The following is a 22834-nucleotide window of genomic DNA, read 5'->3' on the forward strand; positions in this document are numbered from 1 at the left end:
CTGGCAACCGGGCCCGGACACGCCCTAGTCCGTGCCGGGACCCAGGCCGTCTCGACCGTACGAGCAGGTGTGCGTACTCTCGATGGCGTGGGCCATTCCCTGTCGGCGCCGGTCCCGGCGCAGCGGATTCTGACGCGGCGACGTCATATCGACCTCGCCCGTGTCTCCAGCGCCTTCTGTTGTCGCGCGGCCTGAGGAACAACTCCCCTGCCCGGCACGCCCCGTAACGCTTCATGGCGCGGCGTGCCTGACCTGCGTTGACACCTCCACGGCCGCCCCCGCTCTCCTCACCCCCGCCCGAACACGGAAGCGAGCTGTCATGGCCACCGTTCTGTCCGTCTCTGGGAGCCCGTCCCCGACGTCACGTACCGCCCGGCTTCTGCGTCACCTCGACGCGGCGCTGATCGCGCAGGGCCACCAGGTCGTCCCCCTCGACGTCCGTACGCTCTCCGCCGAGGCCCTGCTGGGCGCCGACTTCGGCCATCCCGACATCAAGTACGCCACCGAACTGTTCGCCCAGGCCGACGGCGTGGTCGTCGGCACCCCCGTCTACAAGGCCGCCTACTCCGGGCTGCTGAAGTCGCTGCTCGACCTGCTGCCGCAGTACGCCCTCGCCGACAAGGTCGTACTGCCGCTCGCCACCGGCGGCTCCGTCGCGCACGTCCTGGCCATCGACTACGCGCTGCGCCCGGTGCTGTCGGCGATGGGGGCGACGCATGTCGTGCCGGGGTGGTTCGTCCTGGACCGGCACATAGGAGAGGCGCAGGACGGGTCGACGGAGATCGAGGAGAGCACGGCCGGATCGCTCGACCAGGTGCTGGCACAGTTCTCGGCGGCGCTCGGCGGGAGCGGCGTACAGCTCCGCGCCGCGAGTTGAGCCACCCCGCCGCCCACATCCCCTCGCGGCGAATGACCCGTGACCCGCCCTCGTAGGAGTGACGTTTCTCCACAACCGCTTGTCCGTCGAGTAGATCTGCACCGTCCTGTCCGGCCACTCGACATCCCGGCGGAGAAGCATCGTGTCTCGTCTGGCTCACTGGTGTTTCCTGCACCGCCGCAGAGTGGTGGCCCTCTGGCTCCTGGTCCTGGTCGTCACCGTCGCGTTCAGCCGGTCGATCGGCAGCAAGTACAACGAGAGCGCGAGCCTGCCCGGCACCGACGCCCAGGCCGCCATCACCCTCCTCACCGACAACTTCCCCACCGCGTCGGGCGAAGGCGACCAGATCGTCATCGAGGCCACCGGCGGGGCCGACATCCGCTCGGACTCGGTGCGGAGCCCCGTCGACGCGGCGCTCACCAAGGTCGCCGCCATCCCCGGTATCGCGTCGGTCGTCAGCCCCTACAGCCAGCAGGGCGCCGCGCAGATCAGCAAGGACGGCACCATCGCGTTCGCCGCCGTCAACTGGAAGATGAAAGCCGCCGACGTCACGAAGTCGGACGCCAGGAAGCTGATCGACACCGCCAAGACCGCCGACGGTCCCCACGTCCGTATCTCGCTCGGCGGTCAGTCCATCACCAACGAGGAGAGCGCCGGCCCCGGCCTGTCCGTGGCGGTCGGCGCGATCGCCGCGCTCGTCATCCTGCTGATCGTCTTCGGCGGCGCCCTGTTCGCGTCGCTGATGCCGCTGCTGACCGCCGGCATCGCGCTGTTCATCGGTACGTCCCTGATCAGTCTGCTGTCGCACGTGATGGACACCCCGAGCGTGTCCAGCGACCTCGCCGTACTGATCGGGCTCGGCGTCGGCATCGACTACGGCCTGTTCATCATCAGCCGCCATCGCAGCGCCGTGAAGACCGGTCTGTCGTACGAGGAGGCGACCGCGCAGGCGGTCAACACCTCCGGCCGGACGGTGCTGTTCGCCGGGATCACGGTGTGCATCGCGCTGCTCGGGCAGTTCGCGCTCGGAATCGACTACCTGTACGGCCTGTCGGCGGCGTCCGCCCTCACCGTCGCGCTGACGATGGCCAGTTCGCTGACGTTCCTGCCCGCCATGCTCGGCTTCCTCGGCCCGAAGACCCTGTCGCGGCGCGAGCGACGCGCGCAGACGGAGAAAGGGCCCGTCTCGGACGACGCGGCCGGATTCTGGCTGCGCTGGGCGAGGTTCGTGGAACGGCACCGGGCGCTGGTGGCCGCGGGCGCGCTGGCCGTCGTCGTCGTGATCGCGCTGCCGCTGTTCTGGATGCGCCTCGGTTCGTCCGGCGCCGCGAACGACCCGGTCGGCTCCACCACCCACCAGGCGTACACCACCCTGTCCAAGGGGTTCGGGCCCGGCTACAACGGTCCGTTCCAGCTCGTGACGGAGGTGAAGTCGGCATCCGACATCCAGGCGTTCGACACCTTCCTGGCCGCCGCCGCCAAAACGCCGGGGGTGGTGTCGGTGACGCCGGCGACGACCTCGCCGAACGGCAAGGTCGCCCTCGCGATCCTCTACCCGAGCACCGGCCCGGGGGCGCAGCAGACCGTCACCCTGGTCAACACCGTCCGCGACCTGGCACCCGAGGCCGAGGGCCCCGGCCATCCCGCGGTCCATGTGGGCGGGGTGACACCGACCAACATCGACTTCTCGCACGTACTGAGCGAGAAACTGCCCGTGTTCATCGCCATCGTCGTGGTGCTGGCGTTCCTGCTGCTGGTGGCCGTCTTCCGCAGCCTGCTGATCCCGCTGGTGGCGGCCGTGATGAACCTGCTCTCCGTCGGCGCCGCGCTCGGCGCGCTCAACGCCGTGTTCACCTGGGGCTGGGGTCTGTCGCTGCTCAACGTGCCGGTCGCCGGGCCGGTCGACGCGTTCATCCCGGTGCTGCTGTTCTCGGTGCTCTTCGGGCTCTCGATGGACTACGAGGTCTACCTGGTCAGCCGGATCCAGGAGGAGTGGCACCACCGCCGCCCGGCCGCCTCACACGCGGACGAAGTCCGGGCGAACCACTTCGCCGTGACGCACGGTCAGGCGAAGACGGGTCGGGTCGTGGCGGCGGCGGCCGGGATCATGATCCTGGTGTTCGGCTCGTTCCTGATCGGCGACGACCACGTGCTCCAGGAGTTCGGCTTCGGCCTGGCCTTCGCCGTGCTGGTCGACGCCCTGATCATCCGGGGACTGATCGTCCCGGCACTGATGCATCTGATCGGTCCGGCCAACTGGGCGATGCCCCGCCGGCTGGACCGGATCGTGCCCAACCTGTCGATCGACGCGGCTCGGGCGAGCGACTCTCGCTAGGGCGTGTCCGCAAACTAGCGTCGTCCGCCCGTAGGGCNNGCGGACACGCCCTAGGGGGCAGTCGGGGGGCGGCCCTCAGGGTCGCGGGGAGTCGTCGGTCCGGCGTCGCGCATCGGTTCGCCGGGACGGACGGAGTACTGCGCGCCGGGGACCGCGTCCGGCCCCGACGCCGACGCCGAGTCCGCCTTCATCGCGCGGGCCTCGCTCTTGAGGATGCGGGCCGACTTCCCCGCCGAACGGGCCAGGTCCGGCAGCCTCTTGGCGCCGAGCAGCAGAATGACGACGATCAGTATGATCGCCAGCTCACCAATACCGAACAACGGAACCTCCAGGCCACGAAGGCGCGGCGGATGCCGACACCGGAACGGACCCGCACTGGTACGGGTCCGCGATCTGCGTCAGAATCTACAGCAGTGTAGAAGTTGACGGGAGACGGTGTGAGCGAGCGCGAGGGTCCTGACGAACATCGGCGCCGGGGGCAGGGCGAACTGGAGTCGCAAGTACTCGCCGCCCTCCGGGAGGCGCCGGGGCCGGTGAACGCCGGCTGGGTACGCGAACGGCTCGGCGGGACCCTCGCGTACACCACCGTGATGACGATCCTGACCCGCCTCCAGGCCAAGAACGCCGTGACCAGGGAGCGTTCGGGCCGTTCCTTCGAGTGGCGCGCGGCCTCCGACGGCGCCGGGCTCGCCGCGCTGCGGATGCGCCGGGTGCTGGACGCGGAGTCGGACCGGGAGGCCGTACTCGCGCGGTTCGTCACCACCCTGTCGTACGACGACGAGCGTCTGCTGCGCGATCTGCTCCACGACCTGCCGCACGCCACCGATCACGAGGCTGAGGACTGACCCGTGGGCATCTTCGTCTTTCTGCCGCTGCTGCTGCCGCTCACGGCGCTGCCGGTCGCGCGACTGGCCGAGCAGCATCTCCATCCCCGTCTGGCCACCCACCTCCTGACCGCGCTCGCCGTGGTGCTGGCGGTGTGCAGCACGCTGTGCCTGGCGCTGCTGGTGGTCGTCGGGACGGCCCAACTGCCCGGCAATCCCCTGCCCGACGGCTGGTCGGACGACGAGGTGCGGGACGCCGTCCCGTACGACGAGGTGGCCGGCAAGGCGGCGATCGCCGCGCTCGTCGCGGTGGCGGTCGGCTGCGCCGCCACGGGGCACCGGCACCGGCGCGTACGCAGAGGCGCCTGGCGAGCGCTGGAGGGGCTGCCGGAGCGGCACCTCACGGTGCTGCCGGACCGGACGCCGTACGCGTACGCGCTGCCCGGGGGCGGACGGCGACGGGGGCGGGTGGTCGTCTCCAGCACGCTGCTGGACTGCCTCAACGCCGGTGAGCAGACGGCACTGTTCGCGCACGAGCGGGCCCATCTGGCGGGCGGTCATCATCGCTCGCTGCTCGCCGTACGGCTGGCGGCGCGGGCCAACCCATTACTCCGGCCCTTGCGGGCAGCCGTCGCGTACACCACCGAACGCTGGGCCGACGAGGAAGCTGCCCGCGCCACCGGCAGCCGCGAGTTGGTGGCCCGCGCCATCGGCAAGGCCGCGCTGGTGTCGCGCGGGGCCCCGACGCCGACGCTGGCCGGCATCGACGGCGCGGGGCCCGTACCCCGCCGGGTCGCCGCGCTGCTCGCCCCGGCGCCCGCCGCGACGACCTGGCCCTCGGTCTTCACCACGGCGGGGCTTGCCGTCTGGACGGCGGCGGCGGGGACGGTCGGCTCGGCGCTCTCCTCGGCGAACGCGACCGTGACGCTCTTCTTCGTACTGAGGGCGGCGACCCCGCTGTAGGGCGCCCGCGCCGGAGAACCGCGCCGGGCGAAGACCAGCCCCCTCTTCTTACCCTTCCTCTTCCTCCTCCTCGTCGCCTTCGAAGAAGTCGCCCACCTCGTCGACGACTTCGGCGGCCACCATGCCGCCCACGACACCCACGGCGAGACCGGCCGCGCCGGCGGCGACCATCGCACCGGTGCTCATACCGGAGCCGGAGCCGGAGCCGGAGCTGTGTCCGTGACCGTGGTCATGACCGTGACCGTGACCGTGGTCGTGTCCGTGCCCGTAACCCGAGTACCTGCCGGCGAGTTGGTCGACCCAGCCCGCCACCACCGTGTTCCAGTCGGTGTGCGCCACCTCGTCGTGCCCGACGCTGTGCCGGTTCAGGGCGTCGTCCACGCCCGAGCCCCCGCGCCCGTCCGCCTCCAGGACGATCTCCGTCCCGCCGGGGTGCGCCAGGAACGTCACCTCGATCTCGTTCAGCCGGTCCGCGTATGCCGGCGCCGGGATGAGCTCGATCTCCTGGTAGAACGGCAGCTGTTGGCCGCTCCCGTTGATGTGCCCCAGCTCCAGGTCGGCCGACCGGAAGCCGAAGCCGAGCTGCCCGAACGCCTCAAGTACGGCCTCCTGCACCGGCAACGGCCGTACGGCGAACGGGTCGAAGTCACCCTTGTCCTTGGCCCCGGCGACGTCCACCTCCGTACGTACGCCGAGATGGATGCCGAGCGGCTCCCCGTGCAGCTGGTTGACGGGCGTCTCCCACGGCAGCGTCACCTCGAACGGCACGCGGTACGAGTCCTCCTCGCCCAGCCGGAATCCGCCACCGACCTCGTACCGGGAGAAGCCGACGTATCCCTCGCTCTCCCCCTCCTCGTGCTCCGCCTCGACACGGGCGACGAGTTCGAGGGTGACGCGGTCGATGTCGTACGCCGAGCTTCCGCCGGCCAGCCGTACCTCACCCCGCAACGTGCCGCCCGGCAGAACAGCACCGCCCTCCAGCACCGTTTCCACCGTCGGCCCACCGACGCCGAGCGAGCCGAGCAGTCGCTTGAACACCATCGAGGTGTTCCCTCCTTCATTCCCGGATTCCTGATGCGTGCGTGCTTCTACAGGACTGTAGAACAGATCCCCGCGGCCCGGACCAATCCGCGTGAGCGAGGCCGCCGAATGCGCAACAACAAAGCCAAGCGCACAGTCGGTCGTAAAGGGGATGCATCGCAGTGATACGCGGACGCACAGCACGATTCACAGCCCTCCTCGCCCTCCCCGCCGCTCTCACACTCCTCGCGGCCACGCCCGCTCTCGCGAGCGGCACCGGCAGCTCACAGGGTGAACACAGCGGCCACGGCGCCGAGTCGGCCGAGGAGGGTGAGGCGTACCAGATCGATCTGGAGGCGCTGAACGACTCCGGTGCCACCGGTGCCGCACTGCTCAGCTTCCAGGGCACGAAACTGACGGTGAAGATCGAGGCCACCGGCCTGGTACCCGGCCAGCCGCACGCGCAGCACATCCACGGCTCCACCGACGGCCACGACTTCCGCTGCCCCGACGCGAGCGCGGACAAGGACGGCGACGGCATCGTCAGCACCGCCGAGGGCCTGCCGCAGTACGGGGACATCAACATCTCCCTTACTACGAAGGGCGACACGTCCAAGGACAGCGGACTCGCCGTCGACCGGATGCCGGTCGCCGACAAGGACGGCAAGCTCAACTACTCGCGCACCATCGAGGTGTCGCAGGACGTCGTCGACCACATCAAGGACCTGCACATCGTGCAGCACGGCATCGACCGCAACGACGACGGCGAGTACGACTTCGGCGCCGGCAAGAGCGAGTTGGACCCGAAGCTCCCGCAGGAGGCGACCGCACCGGCCGACTGCGGCATGGTCAAGGGCGCGGCCGTCGGCTCCATGCCGGTGGGCGGTGTCGAGACCGGTACGGCAGGCGCCGGTTCGGATGGCGCGGCGGGTGTCGAGGCGCCCGGCATGATCGCCGGAGGCTCGGCGGCGATCCTCCTCGCGGGCGGGCTCTTCGCGGTGAACCGCCGTACGCGGACGGCGGCTTCGGGCGCGAACCGGCTCGGCTGATCCGATGAGCGGGTCGTTCGACGGCCGACGCGCCGCACTGTTCGCAGCGATCTCGGTGCTGCTCGTCGTGGGCGGGCTGCTGCTGGTCCTTGGGATGGACCGGCGGCAGCCCGAGCCACCACGGGCGGTCGACAAGGGCGGCGGCGTGCCGTCGGTGGCGGAGTCGGGGTCGGGCTCGGGACCGAAGTCGGGCTCGGGACCGAAGTCGGGCTCGGGACCGAAGTCGGAGCCGCCCTCTGTAAGGAAACGGGCCGCCGCTCTCCCGGCCTCCGATCCCGTACGCGTCACGATCCCCTCCCTCAAGGTGGACTCCACCCTGGAGCGGCTCGGGCTCGACGAGAACCGCGCGATGCAGACCCCCGAGGACCCGGACAAGGCGGGCTGGTACGAACCCGGACCCACCCCCGGCGCCAACGGCCCGTCGGTCATCGCGGGTCATGTGACCTGGGACGGCGAGCCCACGGTCTTCTTCGACCTGGCCAGGGTCGATCCGGGTGACACGGTCGAGGTGGCGCGGAAGGACGGCAGGACGGCCGAGTTCACGGTCGACCGCGTAGCGACGTACCCGAAGGACGACTTCCCGACGGTCGAGGTCTACCGCAACCTCGACCACGCCGGTCTGCGCCTCATCACCTGCGGCGGCGACTTCTCCGAGGCCGACCGCCGCTACGCGGACAACGTGGTCGTCTACGCGACCCTCACCGGCAGCCACACGTCGTCCGTCACACCCTGACGGTGTCCGTCTTCTCACTCTCCTCGGCCGCGCGCTCCCGCTGCTCCGGTACGAGCCTCCGTTGGAGGCTCTCGCCCTCGATGTCGAGGTTGGGCAGTGCGCGGTCGACGGCGCGCGGCAGCCACCAGGCGGCGCGCCCCAGCAGGGACATCACCGCCGGGACGAGCGCCATCCGTACGACGAACGCGTCGACGAGTACGCCGACGGCCAGCGCGAAGCCGATCGACTTGATGATCGGGTCGGGCATGAAGATGAACCCGCCGAACACGGCCGTCATGATCAGGGCGGCGGCGGTCACGACACGGGCGTTGTGCCCCATGCCACTGACGGTCGCCTCCTGGGCGCCGGCGCCGTGGACGAAGTCCTCGCGCATACGCGAGACGAGGAAGACCTCGTAGTCCATGGCCAGCCCGAACAGGATCCCGATGAGCAGAATCGGCAGGAAGCTCACCAGGGGTCCGGGGCTGTCGACTCCCAACAGGCCCGCGAGGTGGCCCTGTTGGAAGATCGCGACGGTGATGCCGAAGGTGGCGCCGATGGTGAGGAGGAAGCCGAGCGCGGCCTTCAGCGGCACCAGGAACGAGCGGAAGACCAGCATCAGCAGCAGGATCGACAGACCGACCACGAGCAGCAGATAGACCAGCATCGCGTCCGAGACCTTCTCGGAGACGTCGATGCCGACCGCCGTGGTGCCGGACAGCGCGACATCGGCGCCCTCCGCGCCCGCGAAGTCGCCGATGTCGGCGACACGGTCACGTACGGCGTGCACGACCGCCTCGGTGGCCTCGTCGGTGGGGCCCGCCTTGGGGATGACGGTGAGGAGCGCGGTGGTGCCCTGCTTGTTCAACAGCGGTGGTGCGACGGCGAGTACGTCCTTCGTACCCCGGATGCGCTCGGTGGCCTCCTTGGCGGCGACAGCCGTACTCGCGGCGTCGTCTCCGGAGACGACGGCGATCAGCCGGCCGTTGAAGCCGGGGCCGAATCCCTCGCTCGTCAGGTCGTACGCCTCACGGGTCGCCGAACCGGCGGCCGCGGTGCCCGCGTCGGGGAGCGCGAGGCGCATGTCGGCGGCGGGGAGGGCGAGTACGCCGAGGCCGAGGATGCCGACGAGGAGGACGGGGACGCGGAAGCGGGTGACGGTACGGCCCCAGCGGAAGCCGAAGCCCTCGCGGGGCTTTCCGAGGTCAACGGGGGTGCCGGCCGACGCGCGTCCGTCGTCGGTGGAGGCGTGTCCGTCGTCGGCCGAGGCGCGCCCGTCGCGCTGCTTGCGCGGCAGTACGCGGTCCCCGGCGAACCCGAGGAGCGCCGGCAGGAGGGTGAGCGCGACGAGGACGGCGACGGCGACCGTACCCGCGGCGGCCAGGCCCATGACGCTCAGGAACGGGATGTTGACGACGGTCAGCCCCGCCAGGGCGATGACCACGGTGGCGCCCGCGAAGACCACGGCCGAACCGGCGGTCCCGACGGCGCGGCCGGCCGCCTCCTCGGCGTCCACACCTTCGGTGAGGTACTGGCGGTGGCGGGAGGTGATGAAGAGCGAGTAGTCGATACCGACGGCGAGCCCGAGCATGAGCGCCAGGATGGGGGCGGTGCTGGTGAGTTCGACGACGCTGCTCACGGCGAACAGCCCGGCCATCCCGGCCGCGACGGCGACGAGCGCGTTCAGCAGGGTCATACCGGCGGCGACGAGGGAGCCGAAGGTGACGACGAGGACGCCTGCGGCGATCAGGACGCCGATCGCCTCCGTGGAGCCCACCTCGACCTCGGCGTTGAGGACTTCACCGCCGTGCTCGACGCGCAGCCCGTCCGCGTCCGCGCCGACCTTCTCGTACGCGGCGCGCTGTGCGTCGGTCACCTCGTCGGCGACGGCCTCGAACTGCACCTGGACCAGGGCGTACCGGCCGTCCTCGGAGACGGCGCCGGCCTGGAACGGGTCAACCGCGCCGACCACTCCGTCCACGGCTGCGGCGTCGCGTACGACGGGGGCGACCGCCGCCTTGTCGAGCTTCGCGCCCTCGGGCGCGGCTATGACGATCGTGCCGGTCGTGCCGCTGGCCTGCGGGAACTGCTCCTGGAGCGAGTCCAGCGCGCGCTGGGACTCGGTGCCGGGCATCGTGAACTTGTCGCTGGTGGGGCCCATGAGGGTGGCGGCGGCGCCGCCCAGCACGACGAGCAGGAGCAGCCATACGGCGACGACGCGTTTGCGCCGGCGGAAGGAGAACCGGCCGAGCCGGTACAGGAGGGAAGCCATGGCGAAGGTTTCTCTTCTCGGTGGTCGGTGATCGGTGATCGGTGATCAGTGATCAGTGATCAGTGGGGGTTCTAGTCGCGCTCGGGGCCGGGGTCGGGGCGCAGGGTGCGCAGCGAGGCGCGGATCATCTCGTCGCGCAACTCCTGTGCCGGTACGTCGACATCGCTGGCGCCCGCGAGGAAGACGGCTCCGAGGACCATCTGCGCCGCGACCACGTCCCGCGTCCGCGTGGACCGGCCCGCGAGTGCGTCCAGCAGGCGTTCGACGGTGCCGGGGATGCTGCCCATCGCGGGGTGGGCGGTCATGCCGGGGATGTCCGCGAAAAGGATCTTGATCTCGCGGCGGAAGCGCATGGCGAGGTCGACGTAGCCGATGACGGCGGCCTCCGCGGCCTCCCGTCCGTCGAGGGGGGCGAGTTGGGTGTCGAGCGCGGCGAGTCCTTCGCCGGCGGGGGTCAGCAGCTCGGTGAGGATCGCGTCCTTGCTGGTGAAGTGGTAGAGCAGCGACGCCTTCGAACAGCCGACGGCGGTGGCGATGTCATGCAGTGACGTGGCTTCGTAGCCTCCGCTCGCGAACAGGTGCAGCGCCGATTCCAGGATGTGTCCGCGCAGGGCGGAGGCGGGGCGTGCCATGGGCACCACCATAACTGTCCGATCGGTCAGCTATGACGGGTGCCCCTTGCGGAGAACCACAGGGTGCTGATTGCGGAAAACCACAGTGCGTCGTGCGGGAACCCGCATACCGGGGCTGGCCTGGGGTTTCTACTGTTGTGGGGGAGAGGTGACGTGGATGCGGGGCGCTGGGCGCCGGTCGCCGGAGCCCCATCTCCCTCTCGCTGCTTGGCTCTCGCTCCCCTACCTACCGTCGGCTTGGAGACAGCTCATGGATGTCGTACTGCTCGCCCTCCCGCAGGAACCCGCGGGCGGTGTCGCGGGCTGGGCCGCCGATCTGGTCGACACGATGGGGGCTCCGGGCGCGGGCCTCGCCATCGCGCTGGAGAATCTCTTCCCGCCGCTGCCGAGCGAGGTCATCCTGCCGCTGACCGGCTTCGCGGCTGGTCAGGGAGTGATCAGCCTGGCATCCGCGCTCTTCTGGACCACGCTCGGTTCGGTGGTGGGAGCGGTGATCCTTTACTGGGTGGGGATGGTCTTCGGCCGGGAGCGGATGCACGCGATCTGGGCGAAGCTGCCGCTGGTCAAGGACGCCGATCTGGTGCGTACGGAAGAGTGGTTCGCCAGGCACGGCACCAAGGCGGTGTTCCTGGGCCGGATGGTGCCGATATTCCGGAGTCTGATCTCGGTGCCGGCCGGGGTCGAGCGCATGCGGCTGCCGCTCTTCATATGTCTGACCACCCTCGGCAGCCTGCTGTGGAACTCGGTCCTGGTGCTGGCCGGGTATGGGCTGGGCGACCAGTGGCATGTGGTGGAGACGTATGTCGGGGTGCTCTCGAAGGTGGTTCTCGTCCTGGTCGTGGTGTCGGTCGTCACGTACGCGGTCGTGCGCCTGCGGTCCCGCTCCCACGACGGTGGTGGTCGCGGTCGCCGCCGCCGTACGCGCCGAGCCGCCCGGCAGCGCACCTGAGCGCACACCGGGCCGGGCGGTCGGTCGGGCGGCAGGCCGGGCGGCAGGCCGTCAGCCCGACCAGCTCCAGTCCGCGACCTCCGGGAGGTCGACCCCGTGCTCCCGGATCCAGCGGTGATGGCGGGTTCGGGTGTCCTCCATGATCTGGCGGGCGTCGGCCGCGCGGACGCCGAGGCCAGGTACCCGGTCGATGACGTCCATGACCAGGCGGTAGCGGTCGAGGTCGTTGCGGACGACCATGTCGAAGGGTGTGGTGGTGGTGCCCATCTCCTTGTAGCCACGGACATGCAGGTTGCCGTGGCCGGCGCGGCGGTAGGCGAGACGGTGGATGAGCCACGGGTAGCCGTGGTAGGCGAAGATCACCGGCTTGTCCGTGGTGAACAGGTCGTCGTACTCGGCCTCGGTCATCCCGTGCGGGTGCTCCTCGCGCGTCATCAGCCGGGTCATGTCCACGACGTTGACGACACGGACCGCCAGCTCCGGCAGGTGCTCGCGCAACAGGCTCGCGGCGGCGATGACCTCCTGGGTGGGCACGTCGCCCGCGCACGCGAGGACGACGTCCGGCTCCCGGGTCCCGTCCTCCGTACCGGCCCACGCCCACAGGCCCGCGCCACGGGCGCAGTGCCCGCGTGCCTCCTCCAGGGTGAGCCAGTCGAAGGTGGGCTGCTTGCCCGCGACGACGACGTTCACATAGTCGCGGCTGCGCAGCACATGGTCGGCCACGGAGAGGAGGGTGTTGGCGTCCGGCGGGAGGTAGACGCGTACGACCTCGGGGCTCTTGTTGAGTACGTGGTCGACGAAGCCGGGGTCCTGGTGGGAGAAGCCGTTGTGGTCCTGGCGCCAGACATGGGAGGTCAGCAGGTAGTTGAGGGACGCCACCGGGCGCCGCCAGGCCAACGCCCTCGATGTCTTCAGCCACTTGATGTGCTGGTTGACCATCGAGTCCACGATGTGCACGAACGCCTCGTAGCAGGAGAACAGTCCATGACGCCCCGTCAGGAGATAACCCTCCAGCCAGCCCTGGCACAGATGCTCGGACAGGATTTCCATGACCCGGCCGTCGCGGGCCAGATGCTCGTCCGTGGGCAGGATCCGGGCCTGCCACGCCTTGCCGGTGGCGTCGAACAGCGCCTCCAGCCGGTTGGACGCGGTCTCGTCCGGGCCGACGACCCGGAAGTCCCTGCGGTCGGCGGTGTCGGCCATGATCCTGGCGAGCAGCCCGCCGAGCACCCGGGTGGGTTCGTGCAGCGCCGCGCCGGGCCTGTCCACCGGGACGGCGAAGTCCTCCAGCGGCGGCACCGGCAGGTCGCGGACCAGGAGGCCGCCGTTGGCGTGCGGGGTGGCGCCGAGACGACGGGTGCCGGCCGGGACGACGGAGAGGACCTGCGCGCAGGGGCGGCCGTCCCGGTCGAAGAGTTCGTCGGGGCGGTACGAGCGCAGCCACGCCTCCAGTTGGGCGAGGTGGGCCGGGTTCTCGCGTACTCCGGCGAGCGGGACCTGGTGCGACCGCCACGTCCCCTCGACGGGCTGCCCGTCGACCTCGCCGGGGCCGGTCCAGCCCTTGGGCGTGCGCAGCACGATCATGGGCCAGGGCGCGCGCTCGTCGGCGGCTCCGTCCCGGGCGGCGCGCTGGATCTCGGCGATACGGTCCGCCGCGTGGTCGAAGGTCGCCGCCATGGCGCGGTGGACCTGGAGCGGGTCGCTGCCGGTCACATAAAGAGGTTGGTGGCCGTATCCGCGCAGCAGGGCGTCGAGTTCGTCTTCCGGGATCCGGGCGAGGACGGTGGGGTTGGCGATCTTGTAGCCGTTGAGGTGCAGGATCGGCAGGACGGCGCCGTCGTGGACCGGGTCGAGGAACTTGTTGGCGTGCCACGACCCGGCCAGCGGTCCGGTCTCGGCCTCGCCGTCGCCGATCACGCAGGCGACGAGCAGGTCGGGGTTGTCGAGGGCTGCTCCGTAGGCGTGCGCCAGGGAGTAGCCGAGTTCGCCGCCCTCGTGGATGGAGCCGGGCGTCTCGGGGGCGACATGGCTCGGGACCCCGCCGGGGAAGGAGAACTGCCGGAAGAGCCGGTCCATGCCGGCCGCGTCCCTGCTCACGTCGGGGTACGTCTCGGCGTACGAGCCCTCCAGCCAGGAGTTGGCCAGCACGGCCGGCCCGCCGTGGCCGGGCCCCCAGACACAGAGCGTCGACTGGTCCCGCTCCTTGATGAGCCGGTTGAGGTGGGTGTGGATGAGGTTGAGCCCCGGGGACGTGCCCCAGTGGCCGAGAAGCCGCGGCTTGATGTGCTCGGGCCTCAGGGGCTCGGTGAGGAGCGCGTTGCCCATGAGATAGATCTGACCGACGGCGAGATAGTTCGCCGCGCGCCAGTGGGCGTCGAGCGCGGTCAGCTCTTCCCCGGTCAGCACGGTGCCGCCGCCGGTCTCACCGCGCGTCGCCTTCGCCTTGGTCTTCGCCTGCCGCATGGGCTTCTCCGTCACGTCATCGGTGTCTGTCCACGGTTCCGCCTGCCCCGGCCACCGTCACACAGCCGGGGCGGGGTGACGGACAGGCCGCCCGGCCCTGTCGGGAGAGGTTCGGCCCTCACCCGTGTGCGAGCGGTGAGGGATTGAGGCGGGCGAAGCCCTCCTGGCGTTCGTACGGGAAGTAGGGATACGGCGCCACCTTCGCGCTCGCCGCGTCGAGCCGCGCCACCTGTTCGGGCGCCAACTGCCACCCCACGGCGCCGATGTTCTGGCGCAGTTGCTCCTCGTTGCGGGCGCCGATGATGACGGAGGACACGGTCGGGCGCCGCAGCAGCCAGTTGATGGCCACCTGGGGGACGGTTTTCCCGGTCTCCGCCGCGATCTCGTCCAGCGCGTCGACCACGCGGAAGAGATGGTCGTCGTCGACGGGCGGCCCGAAGTCGGCGGTCCGGTGCAGACGACTGCCCTCCGGCAGCGGCCGGCCACGGCGCACCTTGCCGGTGAGCCGCCCCCACCCGAGCGGGCTCCACACCATGGCGCCGACGCCCTGGTCGAGACCGAGGGGCAGCAGTTCCCACTCGTAGTCGCGGCCGGCGAGCGAGTAGTAGACCTGGTGCGCCGCATAGCGCGGGTAGCCGTGGCGCTCGGCGGTGGCCAGGGACTTCATCAGCTGCCAGCCGGAGAAGTTGGAGACACCGACGTAGCGGATCTTCCCGGACCGTACGAGCTGGTCGAGGGTGGACAGCACCTCGTCGACGGGCGTCCCCGCGTCGAACGCGTGCAGTTGGAACAGGTCGATGCGGTCCGTGCCGAGCCGGCGCAGCGCGTCCTCCGTCGCCCGGATCAGGCGCGAGCGCGAGGAGCCCGCGTCGCCCGGCCCGTCACCCATCGGCAGGCTCGTCTTGGTCGACAGCAGCACCTGGTCGCGGCGGCCTTTGACCGCCTGGCCGAGGACATCCTCGGACGCGCCCGCCGAGTACACGTCCGCCGTGTCGAACATCGTGATGCCCGCGTCCAGGGAGATGTCCACGAGCCGGCGCGCCTCGCGCGCGTCGGTGTTCCCCCAGGCACCGAAGAGCGGTCCGGCGCCGCCGAACGTGCCCGCTCCGAAGCTGAGAGCCGGGACCTTGAGCCCGGACGCGCCCAACTGCCTGTACTCCATGATCGATCCCCTCCACACGATCCCGCTGCCCCGAGACTGACACCTCGAACAAGCTAACGGGACTTCCGTCCCTTTAGGATGGCCTCAACGTAACAGAGAAGTGCAACTAACGAAACTGGAGTCCCTTTATGAGTCCTGAGGTGAACGACGCCGCGAACGACGACACCTGTGGCGATCCCGGGACCGTCCGCCCCGGAGGCCGTACCGCACGCGTGCGCGCGGCGGTGCTCCGCACCGCCGGGGACGCGCTCGCCGAACACGGCTTCGCCCGCCTCGACCTCGCCGACGTCGCGCGCCGCGCTGACGTCGGCAAGTCGACGGTGTACCGGCGCTGGGGGACGGTGGCCGGCCTCGTCGCCGACCTGCTGACTGACATGGCCGAGCAGTCACTGCCGCGCACCGAGACCGGTTCGCTGCTCGGCGATCTGCGCGCCAACGCCGAACTCGTACGCAGCACGCTGGCGGACCCGCGCCAAGGCGCCCTGTTCAAGGCGGTGATCGCGGCGGCCACGACCGACGCCCGCACGGCCGAGTCCCTGCACCGCTTCTACGAGATCCGGGTCGCCGAATGGGCGCCGTGCGTCGAACACGCCGTGCTGCGGGGCGAGTTGCCGAAGGGGACCGACCCGTACGAGGTGATCCGCGCCGTCTCCGCCCCCCTCTACTACCGCCTGCTGACCAGCGACGCGCCCCTCGACGAGGCGGCCGGGGCACGGGCCGCGGAGGCGGCGGCGGCAGCGGCGAAGGCGGGCGTGTACACGTAGCGCACGGAGCGGGGAGGCGGGAAGGAGCGGGGTTACCTGGGGCGCGGTAATCGGAGACCGGACGGTCGATGGCGGACGCAAGCTCGTGATGTCCGGCCACGTGGTCGGAGACGCGTCAACTCGCCAACTCGATCTCGTACGACGGGAGTCCCCATGTCCGAAACAACCACCGGCCCCACACCCACTCTGAAGAACCTGAGCGACGAACTCACCGCGCTGCGCCCCCGCATGGAGGAGGTCAGCCGCGCGATCCACGGGCGTCCTGAGCTGAAGTTCGCCGAGTTCCACGCCGTGCAGGCGCTGACCAGTTGGCTCGCGGAGGCGGGCTTCGTGGTCGAGACGGGGGCGGGCGGGGTGGACACCGCGTTCGTGGCGGTGCACGAGGGCGGCGAACCGGGGCCGTACGTCGCCGTGCTCGCCGAGTACGACGCACTGCCCGGCCTCGGGCACGGCTGCGGTCACAACCTCATCGCGGCGGGCGGCACGGCCGCGGCGATCGCCGCCGTACGCGCGCTGCCCGACCACGCGGGCACGATCGCCGTCATCGGCACACCCGGCGAGGAGATGGGCGGCGGCGGCAAAGTCCTGCTCGCGGAGGCGGGGGTGTTCGACGGGGTGGACGCGGCGGTGATGTTCCACCCGGCGGACCGTTCGGCGACCACCCAGCACGCACTGGCCGCCGCGCATCTGCGGGCCGATTTCACCGGTGTCAGCGCGCATGCCGCGAGGACCCCGTGGGAGGGGCGCAGCGCGCTGGCCGCCGCCCAGCTCTTCCTCAACGCACTCGATTCGATGCGGCAGTTCATGCCGCCGACCGCCCGGCTGCACGGGATCGTCTCCGACGGCGGCCAGGCCCCGAACGTGGTTCCCGCGCGGGCCGCGGTGGACTTCTACGTACGGGACACCACGTCGGCCGCCACCGAGGCACTGGTCGAGCGGGTCCGCGCGGCGGCACGGGGCGCGGCGCTGGCCACCGGGACGGACGCGGCGGTCACGGAGACGGGCGCGCTGTACGCGGAGCGCCGGGACAACAACGTGCTCGCCGCCCGGTTCGGGGCCACGGTGCGGGCGTTGGGCGTGGGCATCGCCCCCGGCGCACCGCACGAACCGGCCGGTTCGTCGGACATCGGCAACATCTCCCAACTGCTGCCGGTCATCCACCCGTACGTACGGACCGCCGAGTTCGGTACGCCCAGCCACTCCGACGCCATGCGGGACGCGGCGGCGACGGACTTCGCGCACGACCGCACCCAGGTCGCGGCGACGGGGCTGGCCCGGGTCGTGACGGACCTGGTCTCGGATCCGGAGTTCCTGGCGGCGGCGCGGGCGGAGTTCGCGGGAGAGGAAGCGGCGGGAGAAGGGGCGGACGGAGAGGCGGACGACGTGGAGATCCTGGAGGTCATCGAGGCGCACGGTCACCCGGGCCGCGCTCGTCACGCTCGTAGAATCCGGCCATGTCGGTCGTAGTCGTACTGGAGGGGGCGGGGCCGGGCCGTTTCACGGTCGCGGTGTCGCCCCTCGCCGAGCTGGCCGCCGGCCTGCACGTACTGACCGGACACGGCCACCACGCGGAACACGCGCCGTGGGCCCGGGAGGTGGCACGCACCGCGCCGACCGCCTTCCGGGCCGGGCTGCGGCGATTCTCACCGCTGTGGACGGCGCTGCGGTGGCGGGGGTTCTACACGGGGCTGGCGGGGCCGACGGGGCGGCCGGCGCCCGGCTCCGCACCGGCCGGCCCCACACAACCGTTACCCCCTCTCTCCCCGCTGGCCCCGTTGTCGCGTCTCCCGCTCGACCATTTCGCCGAGCTGACCGCGTACTCATGCGCCAGCGGCTACCACGGCTACGCCTTCGACCGCGTCCTGCGCGACCCCACCCAGTCCGCCGCCCTGCGCCACGCCGCCTCCGGCCTCCCCGAACCGCACCTCGAACTCGCCGAGGCACTGCTGCGCGACCCGGCGGCCCTGCGCGCCGACGTACTCGCCTTCCTCGACCTCTGCCGCCCCGTCTTCTTCGGCGCCCTGTGGGCCGAGACCGAACCCCTCCTGGCCCGCGCCGCGCACCGTGTACGGCAGCGGCTCGCCGACGACGGTCCCGTGGCGGCGCTCGCCGCGCTCAGTCCCTCCAGCGTCCGGCTCGCCGATCCACCACGCGTCGTCTTCGACAAGGTGCACCACGCGGTGATCACACCGGCGCGCACGCCCGTGCTGCTCATCCCCACCCGTTACGGCGCCCCGCACCTGGTCGTGAAGAACGAGCCCGGTCTGCCGCCCGTGCTGCACTTCCCCGTGGACGCCCCGGTGGTCGGCGTCACCCTGGCCCGCAGCCGGATGCTCGCGCTGACCGATCCGAGCCGCGTACGGCTCTGCCGCCTGATCGCACGCCAGTCGATGACCACGGCGGACCTGGCGGACCGGCTGTCGATGACACGCCCGCAGGTCTCACGCCACCTGCGCGCGCTGCGCGACCTGGGACTCGTCCGGACGGAACGCAACGGCCGCTACGTGCACTACGGCCTGGACCTCGACGCGGTCGACCGCATCGGCAGGGACGTCGCGACGGCGTTGCAGTACTAGGGCGTGTCTTCACGGGGCGGACCCCGGGCGGGTCGCGTAGGCGGCGATCTGTACGGTCTCTTCTGAGGCGACGGCAATCGGGCGCCAACAGGAGGTACGTGTCGTGATCGGCATCTCGGACATCGAAGCGGCGGCGCGACTGATCGCCGGACATGTCGTGCGCACGCCGACGGTCGAGAGCCCCGGACTGTCGGCGCTGCTCGGGGTCCCGGTCACCGCCAAGTTGGAGTTGTTGCAGCGCACCGGCTCCTTCAAGGCGCGCGGCGCGACGGCGAAGCTCCTGTCGCTGAGCGAGGCCGACCGCGCGGCGGGTGTGGTGGCGGTGAGCGGTGGCAACCACGCCATTTCCGTCGCGGTCATGGCCGACGCGCTGGGCGTGAAAGCCACCGTCGTCATGCCGAAGTCCGCGCCCGCGCGCGCCGTCGAGATCGCCGAGGCGGCCGGCGCGACGGTGCGGCTGACCGACACGATGGACGGCGCCTTCGCCCTGATGTCGCAGCTCCAGAGCGAAGGGCTGAGCCTGGTCCACCCCTTCGACGACCCGGTGGTCGTCGCGGGACAGGGCACGGTCGGTCTCGAATTCGCCGACGACGCGCCGCGCGGGGACGGCAACGGCCTGACCGACGTCGTCGTCAGCATCGGCGGCGGCGCGCTGATCTCCGGCGTGGCCGCGGCTCTGCACGCGCGCCTGCCCGGCGTACGGATCTGGGGCGTGGAGACCGAGGGCGCGCAGGCCATGTCCGAGGCGCTGGCCGCCGGCGGTCCGCAGCCCGTGCGGCTGTCGTCCATCGTCTCCACGCTCAGCGCGCCCACGGTCTCGCAGCTCACCTACGACCATGTGTCCGCCCTGGTCAGCGACGTAATCGTGGTCCCCGACGCCGAGGCCGTGCAGGGCACGCTCGACCTCGCGAACCACGCGAAGGTCTGGGCCGAGCCGGCCGCCGGCTGTGTCGTCCCCGCCGCCCGCCGCGTACTGGAACGCGTGGGCGGCGATGCCCGGATCGGTCTGGTGCTGTGCGGCGGCAACGCGACCACGTCGGACGTCATCTCCTGGGCGGAACGCTTCAACCTCCGCTGACCGAACCTCCGCTGACCGGTGGGGCGGTAAGGCCGTGGGCCGGGGGCCGTGGGGGTTCTTTACGTATCCGTAAGTCGGCGGACCCGGATAGGCGGGCGGCGCGGGCGCACGTACTTTGCTGGCGATCCCCCCATGCACTGTGCGCCACTCCCCCCACAAGGAGATATGTCATGCTCTCGTCACTCCGAAGAATCGCTGGGGCATCGGCCGTAGCCGCCGCCCTTCTCTTCGCGCTCCCCACCACCTCGGCCAACGCCGTCGAGAACAGTGACACCGCCCGTCCCGCCGCCGTGACGCAGGCCGCCCAGGCTTCCGTCGCCGACCCCACCCCCGCCTCGCCCCGCTTCGAGACCGGTGACATCTCGAACCTCCCGCCGGTGAGCGCCAACAAGCGTGACGTGCGCGTACCGGCGTGGAGCTACCACATCACCGGCTCCTGCAGTGGCCGCGAAGGCGCGATACGCCAGGGCGCCAACTACTGGGGCAGCGCCACCGAGACGGCCTCCAGCGGCACGCCGGTCTCCTGCGTTGGCGGCTATGTGCAGGGCTGCGGCGGGGGCAACGTCGTGGGCTGCAACTGGGGCGCGGGCCAGCGCATCGAACTGTCCACCATGGTCGGCGACTTCGCTCTCCTCGCCGCCCACGAGTTCGGCCACAACTGGTACGGACACTCAGGCACGGGCTGCGCCAGCTGGGCCAGTCAGGCCGATGTGATGCGCACGACGATGTGCAGCTGACCTCTCGTCGTTCGATCGGGGCGGGCCGACCACGTACGACGGTCGGCCCGCCCTTCGTCGTGCCCTACGCCCCAACGTCCCCGACGTCCCCGACATCCGCGCCATCACCTGCGCCGTCGCGTTCGCCGGAGGCCGGGCGTATGCGTGCCACCTCCTTCGCCAGGCCCTGCCGACTGGCGATGCCAAGCTTCCGCATCGCCCGCGCCACATGCTGTTCCACCGTGCGCGGCGACAGATACAGCGTCGCCGCTATCTCGCGGTTCGTGAGCCCGGTGGCCGCCAGTTCCGCCACCTCCCCCTCGCGCGGGGACATGCGCTGGGCGTACGCGGGCCGACCCGGCGGGCGCCGTTGCGCGGCCGGACGGTAGGCACGCAGCGACGCCCGTACGCGCGCGGCGTCCCAGACCGCGCCGAGGTCGGTCAGCTCCCCCGCGCAGCGGATGAGTTCGGCGACGGCCTCGTCCGCCACCGCGCTCCCCTCCGCACGCTCACCGAGCAGGAGCGCGCAACGCCCCGCGCCCTCGGCCATGAGCGCGCGGGCGTACGGGTGCGGCAGCCCCGCGTACGCCGCGCCCGCCTGCTGGAAACGCGACCGCGCCTCCTCCCACTCGCCGTCCGCCTCCGCCAGCACCGCCCGGCACCAGAGCAGGGCCGCCGTCGCCGACGGGGCGTCGCGGCCGGTCAGCCCGGCCGCGAACTCGGCCACCACCCGCCGCGCCAACTCCCGCTGCCCGGCGCGGGTATGGGCCTCGACCACCCAGGGAGCCAGTTCGGCGCCCCAGACCCAGACCCCTTTCCTGCCGAGCCACGCCCAGGCGGACGCGGCGGCTTCGGCGGCGGACTCCACGTCCTGCCGGGCCAGCAGGAGCCGGATATGGGCGCCGGCCGCCGTGGCCGCCACCGGCGCCTCGCAGCTCTCGTACGCGCGCTCGGCCTCGGCGTCGTCGGCCTCGTCGGCGCGGTCGGTCTCGCAGGGCGCGTGCGGCGACGGCGGGACGCCTCGGGGGAGCCAGTCCCGTACCGCCTCCCAGTCGCCCTTCGCCAGCGCCAGCAGGGCCAGCACCACGCGGGCGTCGCTCGCGCTGCCGTCCTCGGCGACCAGCCCCGTACACCGGTCGGCCAGGCCGTCCCAGCGGCCGGTCAGCCAGTCGCGGAACAGGGCCGTGCCGCGTCCGACCCGCTCCAGGAACGGCGCCCCGCTTCGCGCCGCCAGTTCGATGCCCTCGCTCAACAGCCCGGCGGCGCGCCGGTAGTGGCCCAGATACACCGCGCCGTTCGCCGTGTTGCACAGACCCCGCGCCACCTGCTGGCGGCTGGCACGGTCCGCGCTGTCGCGGGGCAGCCGCGCCACCAGCCTCCAGGCTTCCAGGTCTCCGGTATTCATCAGTACGGTCGCCCGGCAGGCCCGGGTCGCCGTGCGTGCCACGCGGTCGCCCGACGCGTCGGCCGCGGCCTCCGCGCGCTCCAGCCAGGTCACGTTCTCGGCCAGTGAGGCGCCGGGGAAGAACGGGTTGGCCAGCGCCGCCATCGCCCGCGCGGCCAGCGCGGGCCGCTGGGCCTCGGCCAACTCGTTGGCCGCCCGGCGCAGTTCCGTACGTCCCTCCTCGAAGCGCCTCTTGCGGTGATGCAGGAGCAGGCCCAGTTCGAGCCGTATCTCGCCCCGGTCGGCGGCGGGCAGCGCCGGGTCCTCGACGATCCCGCGCAGGACTCGGGCCGTGCCGTCCGAGCGGTGGCCGAGCACGGCGCCACGGGCGAGCGTCAGCGCCAACCGCCCCCGCTTGTCCGGCGGCAGACCGCCCACGTCCACCGCCTTCTCCAGCAGCGCGACCGCCGCCTCGTCCTCGTTCACGAGATGCTCCGCCGCCCGCAGCCAGTCCTCCGTACGGCCGCCGCCGCGCCAGTGGCGTGCGATCCGCGCCCACGGCACCGGCTCCCGCGCGGCGAGCATCGCCGCCGCCCGGTGGTGCAGCCGCTCCCGCACCGGCCCCGGCAACTCCGCGTACAGCGCCGACGCCGCGAGCGGCACCGCGAATCCGTACCGCCCCTCGCTCGTCTCCCGCAGGGCCGAGCCCTCCAGCGCCTCGATCAGCGCCGTACGACCCGTGTCCCCGCCGAAGCCCGCGACCGCCGCCAGATCCTCGGCGCCCGCCGGCTCGTCCAGCACGGCCGCCGCCCAGACGATCGGGCGGTACGCCTCCGGCAACGCGGCGGTCCTGTCCAGCACCAACTCCGCCAGCCGCACCGGCACCCCGGCCTCGTCCACGTCCCGGGCGGAGAAGCACTCCCGCCCGGTCCGCTCCGCGGCGTCCCGCAGCATGCGCACCAGGTCCACCACCACTTGCGGGACCCCGCCGGAACGCTGTCGCAGCCGCCCCACGAACTCCTGCGGACACCGCCGCGCCCCCAGCGACTCCCCCGCCA

The 22834-nt window shown here is 71.7% G+C and carries 20 protein-coding genes; 13 read left to right on the top strand and 7 right to left on the bottom strand.

What is annotated here, in order from left to right:
- The first annotated feature begins 87 nt into the window (after nucleotides 1-87).
- The 3 genes from BHU15_RS42115 (at nucleotide 88) to BHU15_RS10000 (ending at nucleotide 3212) form a co-directional block, all read left to right on the top strand.
- Nucleotides 88-195 (top strand): putative leader peptide, encoded by a 108-nt coding sequence (locus tag BHU15_RS42115; protein WP_364957665.1) that lies wholly within the window; start codon nucleotides 88-90, stop codon nucleotides 193-195.
- A gap of 124 nt (nucleotides 196-319) precedes the next feature.
- Nucleotides 320-877, top strand: coding sequence for an NADPH-dependent FMN reductase (ssuE, locus tag BHU15_RS09995; protein ID WP_069626861.1), 558 nt, complete (start codon nucleotides 320-322; stop codon nucleotides 875-877).
- Between the two features lie 142 nt (nucleotides 878-1019).
- The gene (locus BHU15_RS10000; RefSeq protein ID WP_069626862.1) at nucleotides 1020-3212 is read left to right on the top strand and encodes an MMPL family transporter; all 2193 of its coding nucleotides are present in this window, start codon (nucleotides 1020-1022) and stop codon (nucleotides 3210-3212) included.
- 50 nt (nucleotides 3213-3262) lie between these two features.
- On the opposite strand, the gene tatA is transcribed toward BHU15_RS10000, so the two are convergent.
- Nucleotides 3263-3532, bottom strand: a complete 270-nt coding sequence (tatA, locus tag BHU15_RS10005) for a Sec-independent protein translocase subunit TatA (RefSeq protein ID WP_069626863.1) — start codon at nucleotides 3530-3532, stop codon at nucleotides 3263-3265.
- Nucleotides 3533-3649: 117 nt separating this feature from the next.
- On the opposite strand from tatA, the gene BHU15_RS10010 reads away from it, so the two are divergent.
- Together BHU15_RS10010 and BHU15_RS10015 are read left to right on the top strand one after the other, a co-directional pair.
- The gene (locus BHU15_RS10010; protein WP_037783888.1) at nucleotides 3650-4057 is read left to right on the top strand and encodes a BlaI/MecI/CopY family transcriptional regulator; all 408 of its coding nucleotides are present in this window, start codon (nucleotides 3650-3652) and stop codon (nucleotides 4055-4057) included.
- Nucleotides 4058-4060: 3 nt separating this feature from the next.
- Nucleotides 4061-4999 carry a M56 family metallopeptidase gene (locus BHU15_RS10015; protein WP_069626864.1) on the top strand — a complete coding sequence of 313 codons (939 nt, stop codon included), beginning with the start codon at nucleotides 4061-4063 and terminating at the stop codon, nucleotides 4997-4999.
- A 48-nt stretch (nucleotides 5000-5047) separates the two neighbouring features.
- Here the strand turns inward: BHU15_RS10015 and BHU15_RS10020 are convergent, their stop codons facing one another.
- On the bottom strand, nucleotides 5048-6040 hold the full coding sequence (locus BHU15_RS10020; RefSeq protein WP_069626865.1) for a sporulation protein: 993 nt from the start codon (nucleotides 6038-6040) through the stop codon (nucleotides 5048-5050).
- A 161-nt stretch (nucleotides 6041-6201) separates the two neighbouring features.
- On the opposite strand from BHU15_RS10020, the gene BHU15_RS10025 reads away from it, so the two are divergent.
- Nucleotides 6202-7068 (top strand): hypothetical protein, encoded by an 867-nt coding sequence (locus BHU15_RS10025; protein ID WP_069626866.1) that lies wholly within the window; start codon nucleotides 6202-6204, stop codon nucleotides 7066-7068.
- A 4-nt stretch (nucleotides 7069-7072) separates the two neighbouring features.
- Complete coding sequence (locus BHU15_RS10030; protein WP_069626867.1) at nucleotides 7073-7801, top strand: class F sortase; 729 nt, start codon at nucleotides 7073-7075, stop codon at nucleotides 7799-7801.
- Here BHU15_RS10030 and BHU15_RS10035 read toward each other — a convergent pair.
- Entirely contained in the window at nucleotides 7791-10052 is a 2262-nt protein-coding gene (locus BHU15_RS10035; protein WP_069626868.1) for an MMPL family transporter, read from the bottom strand. The two genes, BHU15_RS10030 and BHU15_RS10035, sit on opposite strands and share 11 nt — an antisense overlap.
- A 71-nt stretch (nucleotides 10053-10123) precedes the next feature.
- Nucleotides 10124-10684, bottom strand: a complete 561-nt coding sequence (locus BHU15_RS10040; protein ID WP_069626877.1) for a TetR/AcrR family transcriptional regulator — start codon at nucleotides 10682-10684, stop codon at nucleotides 10124-10126.
- A 250-nt stretch (nucleotides 10685-10934) separates the two neighbouring features.
- On the opposite strand from BHU15_RS10040, the gene BHU15_RS10045 reads away from it, so the two are divergent.
- Entirely contained in the window at nucleotides 10935-11633 is a 699-nt protein-coding gene (locus BHU15_RS10045) for a DedA family protein (protein WP_069626869.1), read from the top strand.
- A 51-nt stretch (nucleotides 11634-11684) separates the two neighbouring features.
- Here the strand turns inward: BHU15_RS10045 and BHU15_RS10050 are convergent, their stop codons facing one another.
- Both BHU15_RS10050 and BHU15_RS10055 read right to left on the bottom strand, forming a co-directional pair.
- Nucleotides 11685-14096 carry a phosphoketolase family protein gene (locus BHU15_RS10050; RefSeq protein WP_069626870.1) on the bottom strand — a complete coding sequence of 804 codons (2412 nt, stop codon included), beginning with the start codon at nucleotides 14094-14096 and terminating at the stop codon, nucleotides 11685-11687.
- Between the two features lie 118 nt (nucleotides 14097-14214).
- On the bottom strand, nucleotides 14215-15258 hold the full coding sequence (locus BHU15_RS10055) for an aldo/keto reductase (RefSeq protein ID WP_069626871.1): 1044 nt from the start codon (nucleotides 15256-15258) through the stop codon (nucleotides 14215-14217).
- 128 nt (nucleotides 15259-15386) lie between these two features.
- On the opposite strand from BHU15_RS10055, the gene BHU15_RS10060 reads away from it, so the two are divergent.
- The 5 genes from BHU15_RS10060 (at nucleotide 15387) to BHU15_RS10080 (ending at nucleotide 20413) form a co-directional block, all read left to right on the top strand.
- Complete coding sequence (locus BHU15_RS10060) at nucleotides 15387-16022, top strand: TetR/AcrR family transcriptional regulator (RefSeq protein WP_069626872.1); 636 nt, start codon at nucleotides 15387-15389, stop codon at nucleotides 16020-16022.
- Nucleotides 16023-16175: 153 nt separating this feature from the next.
- Nucleotides 16176-17489 carry a M20 family metallopeptidase gene (locus BHU15_RS10065; protein ID WP_079128044.1) on the top strand — a complete coding sequence of 438 codons (1314 nt, stop codon included), beginning with the start codon at nucleotides 16176-16178 and terminating at the stop codon, nucleotides 17487-17489.
- Nucleotides 17477-18598 (top strand): ArsR/SmtB family transcription factor, encoded by a 1122-nt coding sequence (locus tag BHU15_RS10070; RefSeq protein ID WP_069626873.1) that lies wholly within the window; start codon nucleotides 17477-17479, stop codon nucleotides 18596-18598. Before BHU15_RS10065 ends, BHU15_RS10070 begins: the two co-directional genes overlap by 13 nt.
- A 103-nt stretch (nucleotides 18599-18701) precedes the next feature.
- The gene (locus BHU15_RS10075) at nucleotides 18702-19676 is read left to right on the top strand and encodes a threonine/serine dehydratase family protein (RefSeq protein ID WP_069626874.1); all 975 of its coding nucleotides are present in this window, start codon (nucleotides 18702-18704) and stop codon (nucleotides 19674-19676) included.
- A gap of 170 nt (nucleotides 19677-19846) precedes the next feature.
- Entirely contained in the window at nucleotides 19847-20413 is a 567-nt protein-coding gene (locus tag BHU15_RS10080; RefSeq protein ID WP_069626875.1) for a hypothetical protein, read from the top strand.
- A gap of 64 nt (nucleotides 20414-20477) precedes the next feature.
- On the opposite strand, the gene BHU15_RS10085 is transcribed toward BHU15_RS10080, so the two are convergent.
- Nucleotides 20478-22834 (bottom strand): helix-turn-helix transcriptional regulator (locus BHU15_RS10085; RefSeq protein WP_218028051.1); only part of this gene is annotated, 2357 nt, incomplete at its 5' end.

Source organism: Streptomyces niveus (assembly GCF_001723055.1).
GTDB classification, from domain to species: domain Bacteria; phylum Actinomycetota; class Actinomycetes; order Streptomycetales; family Streptomycetaceae; genus Streptomyces; species Streptomyces niveus.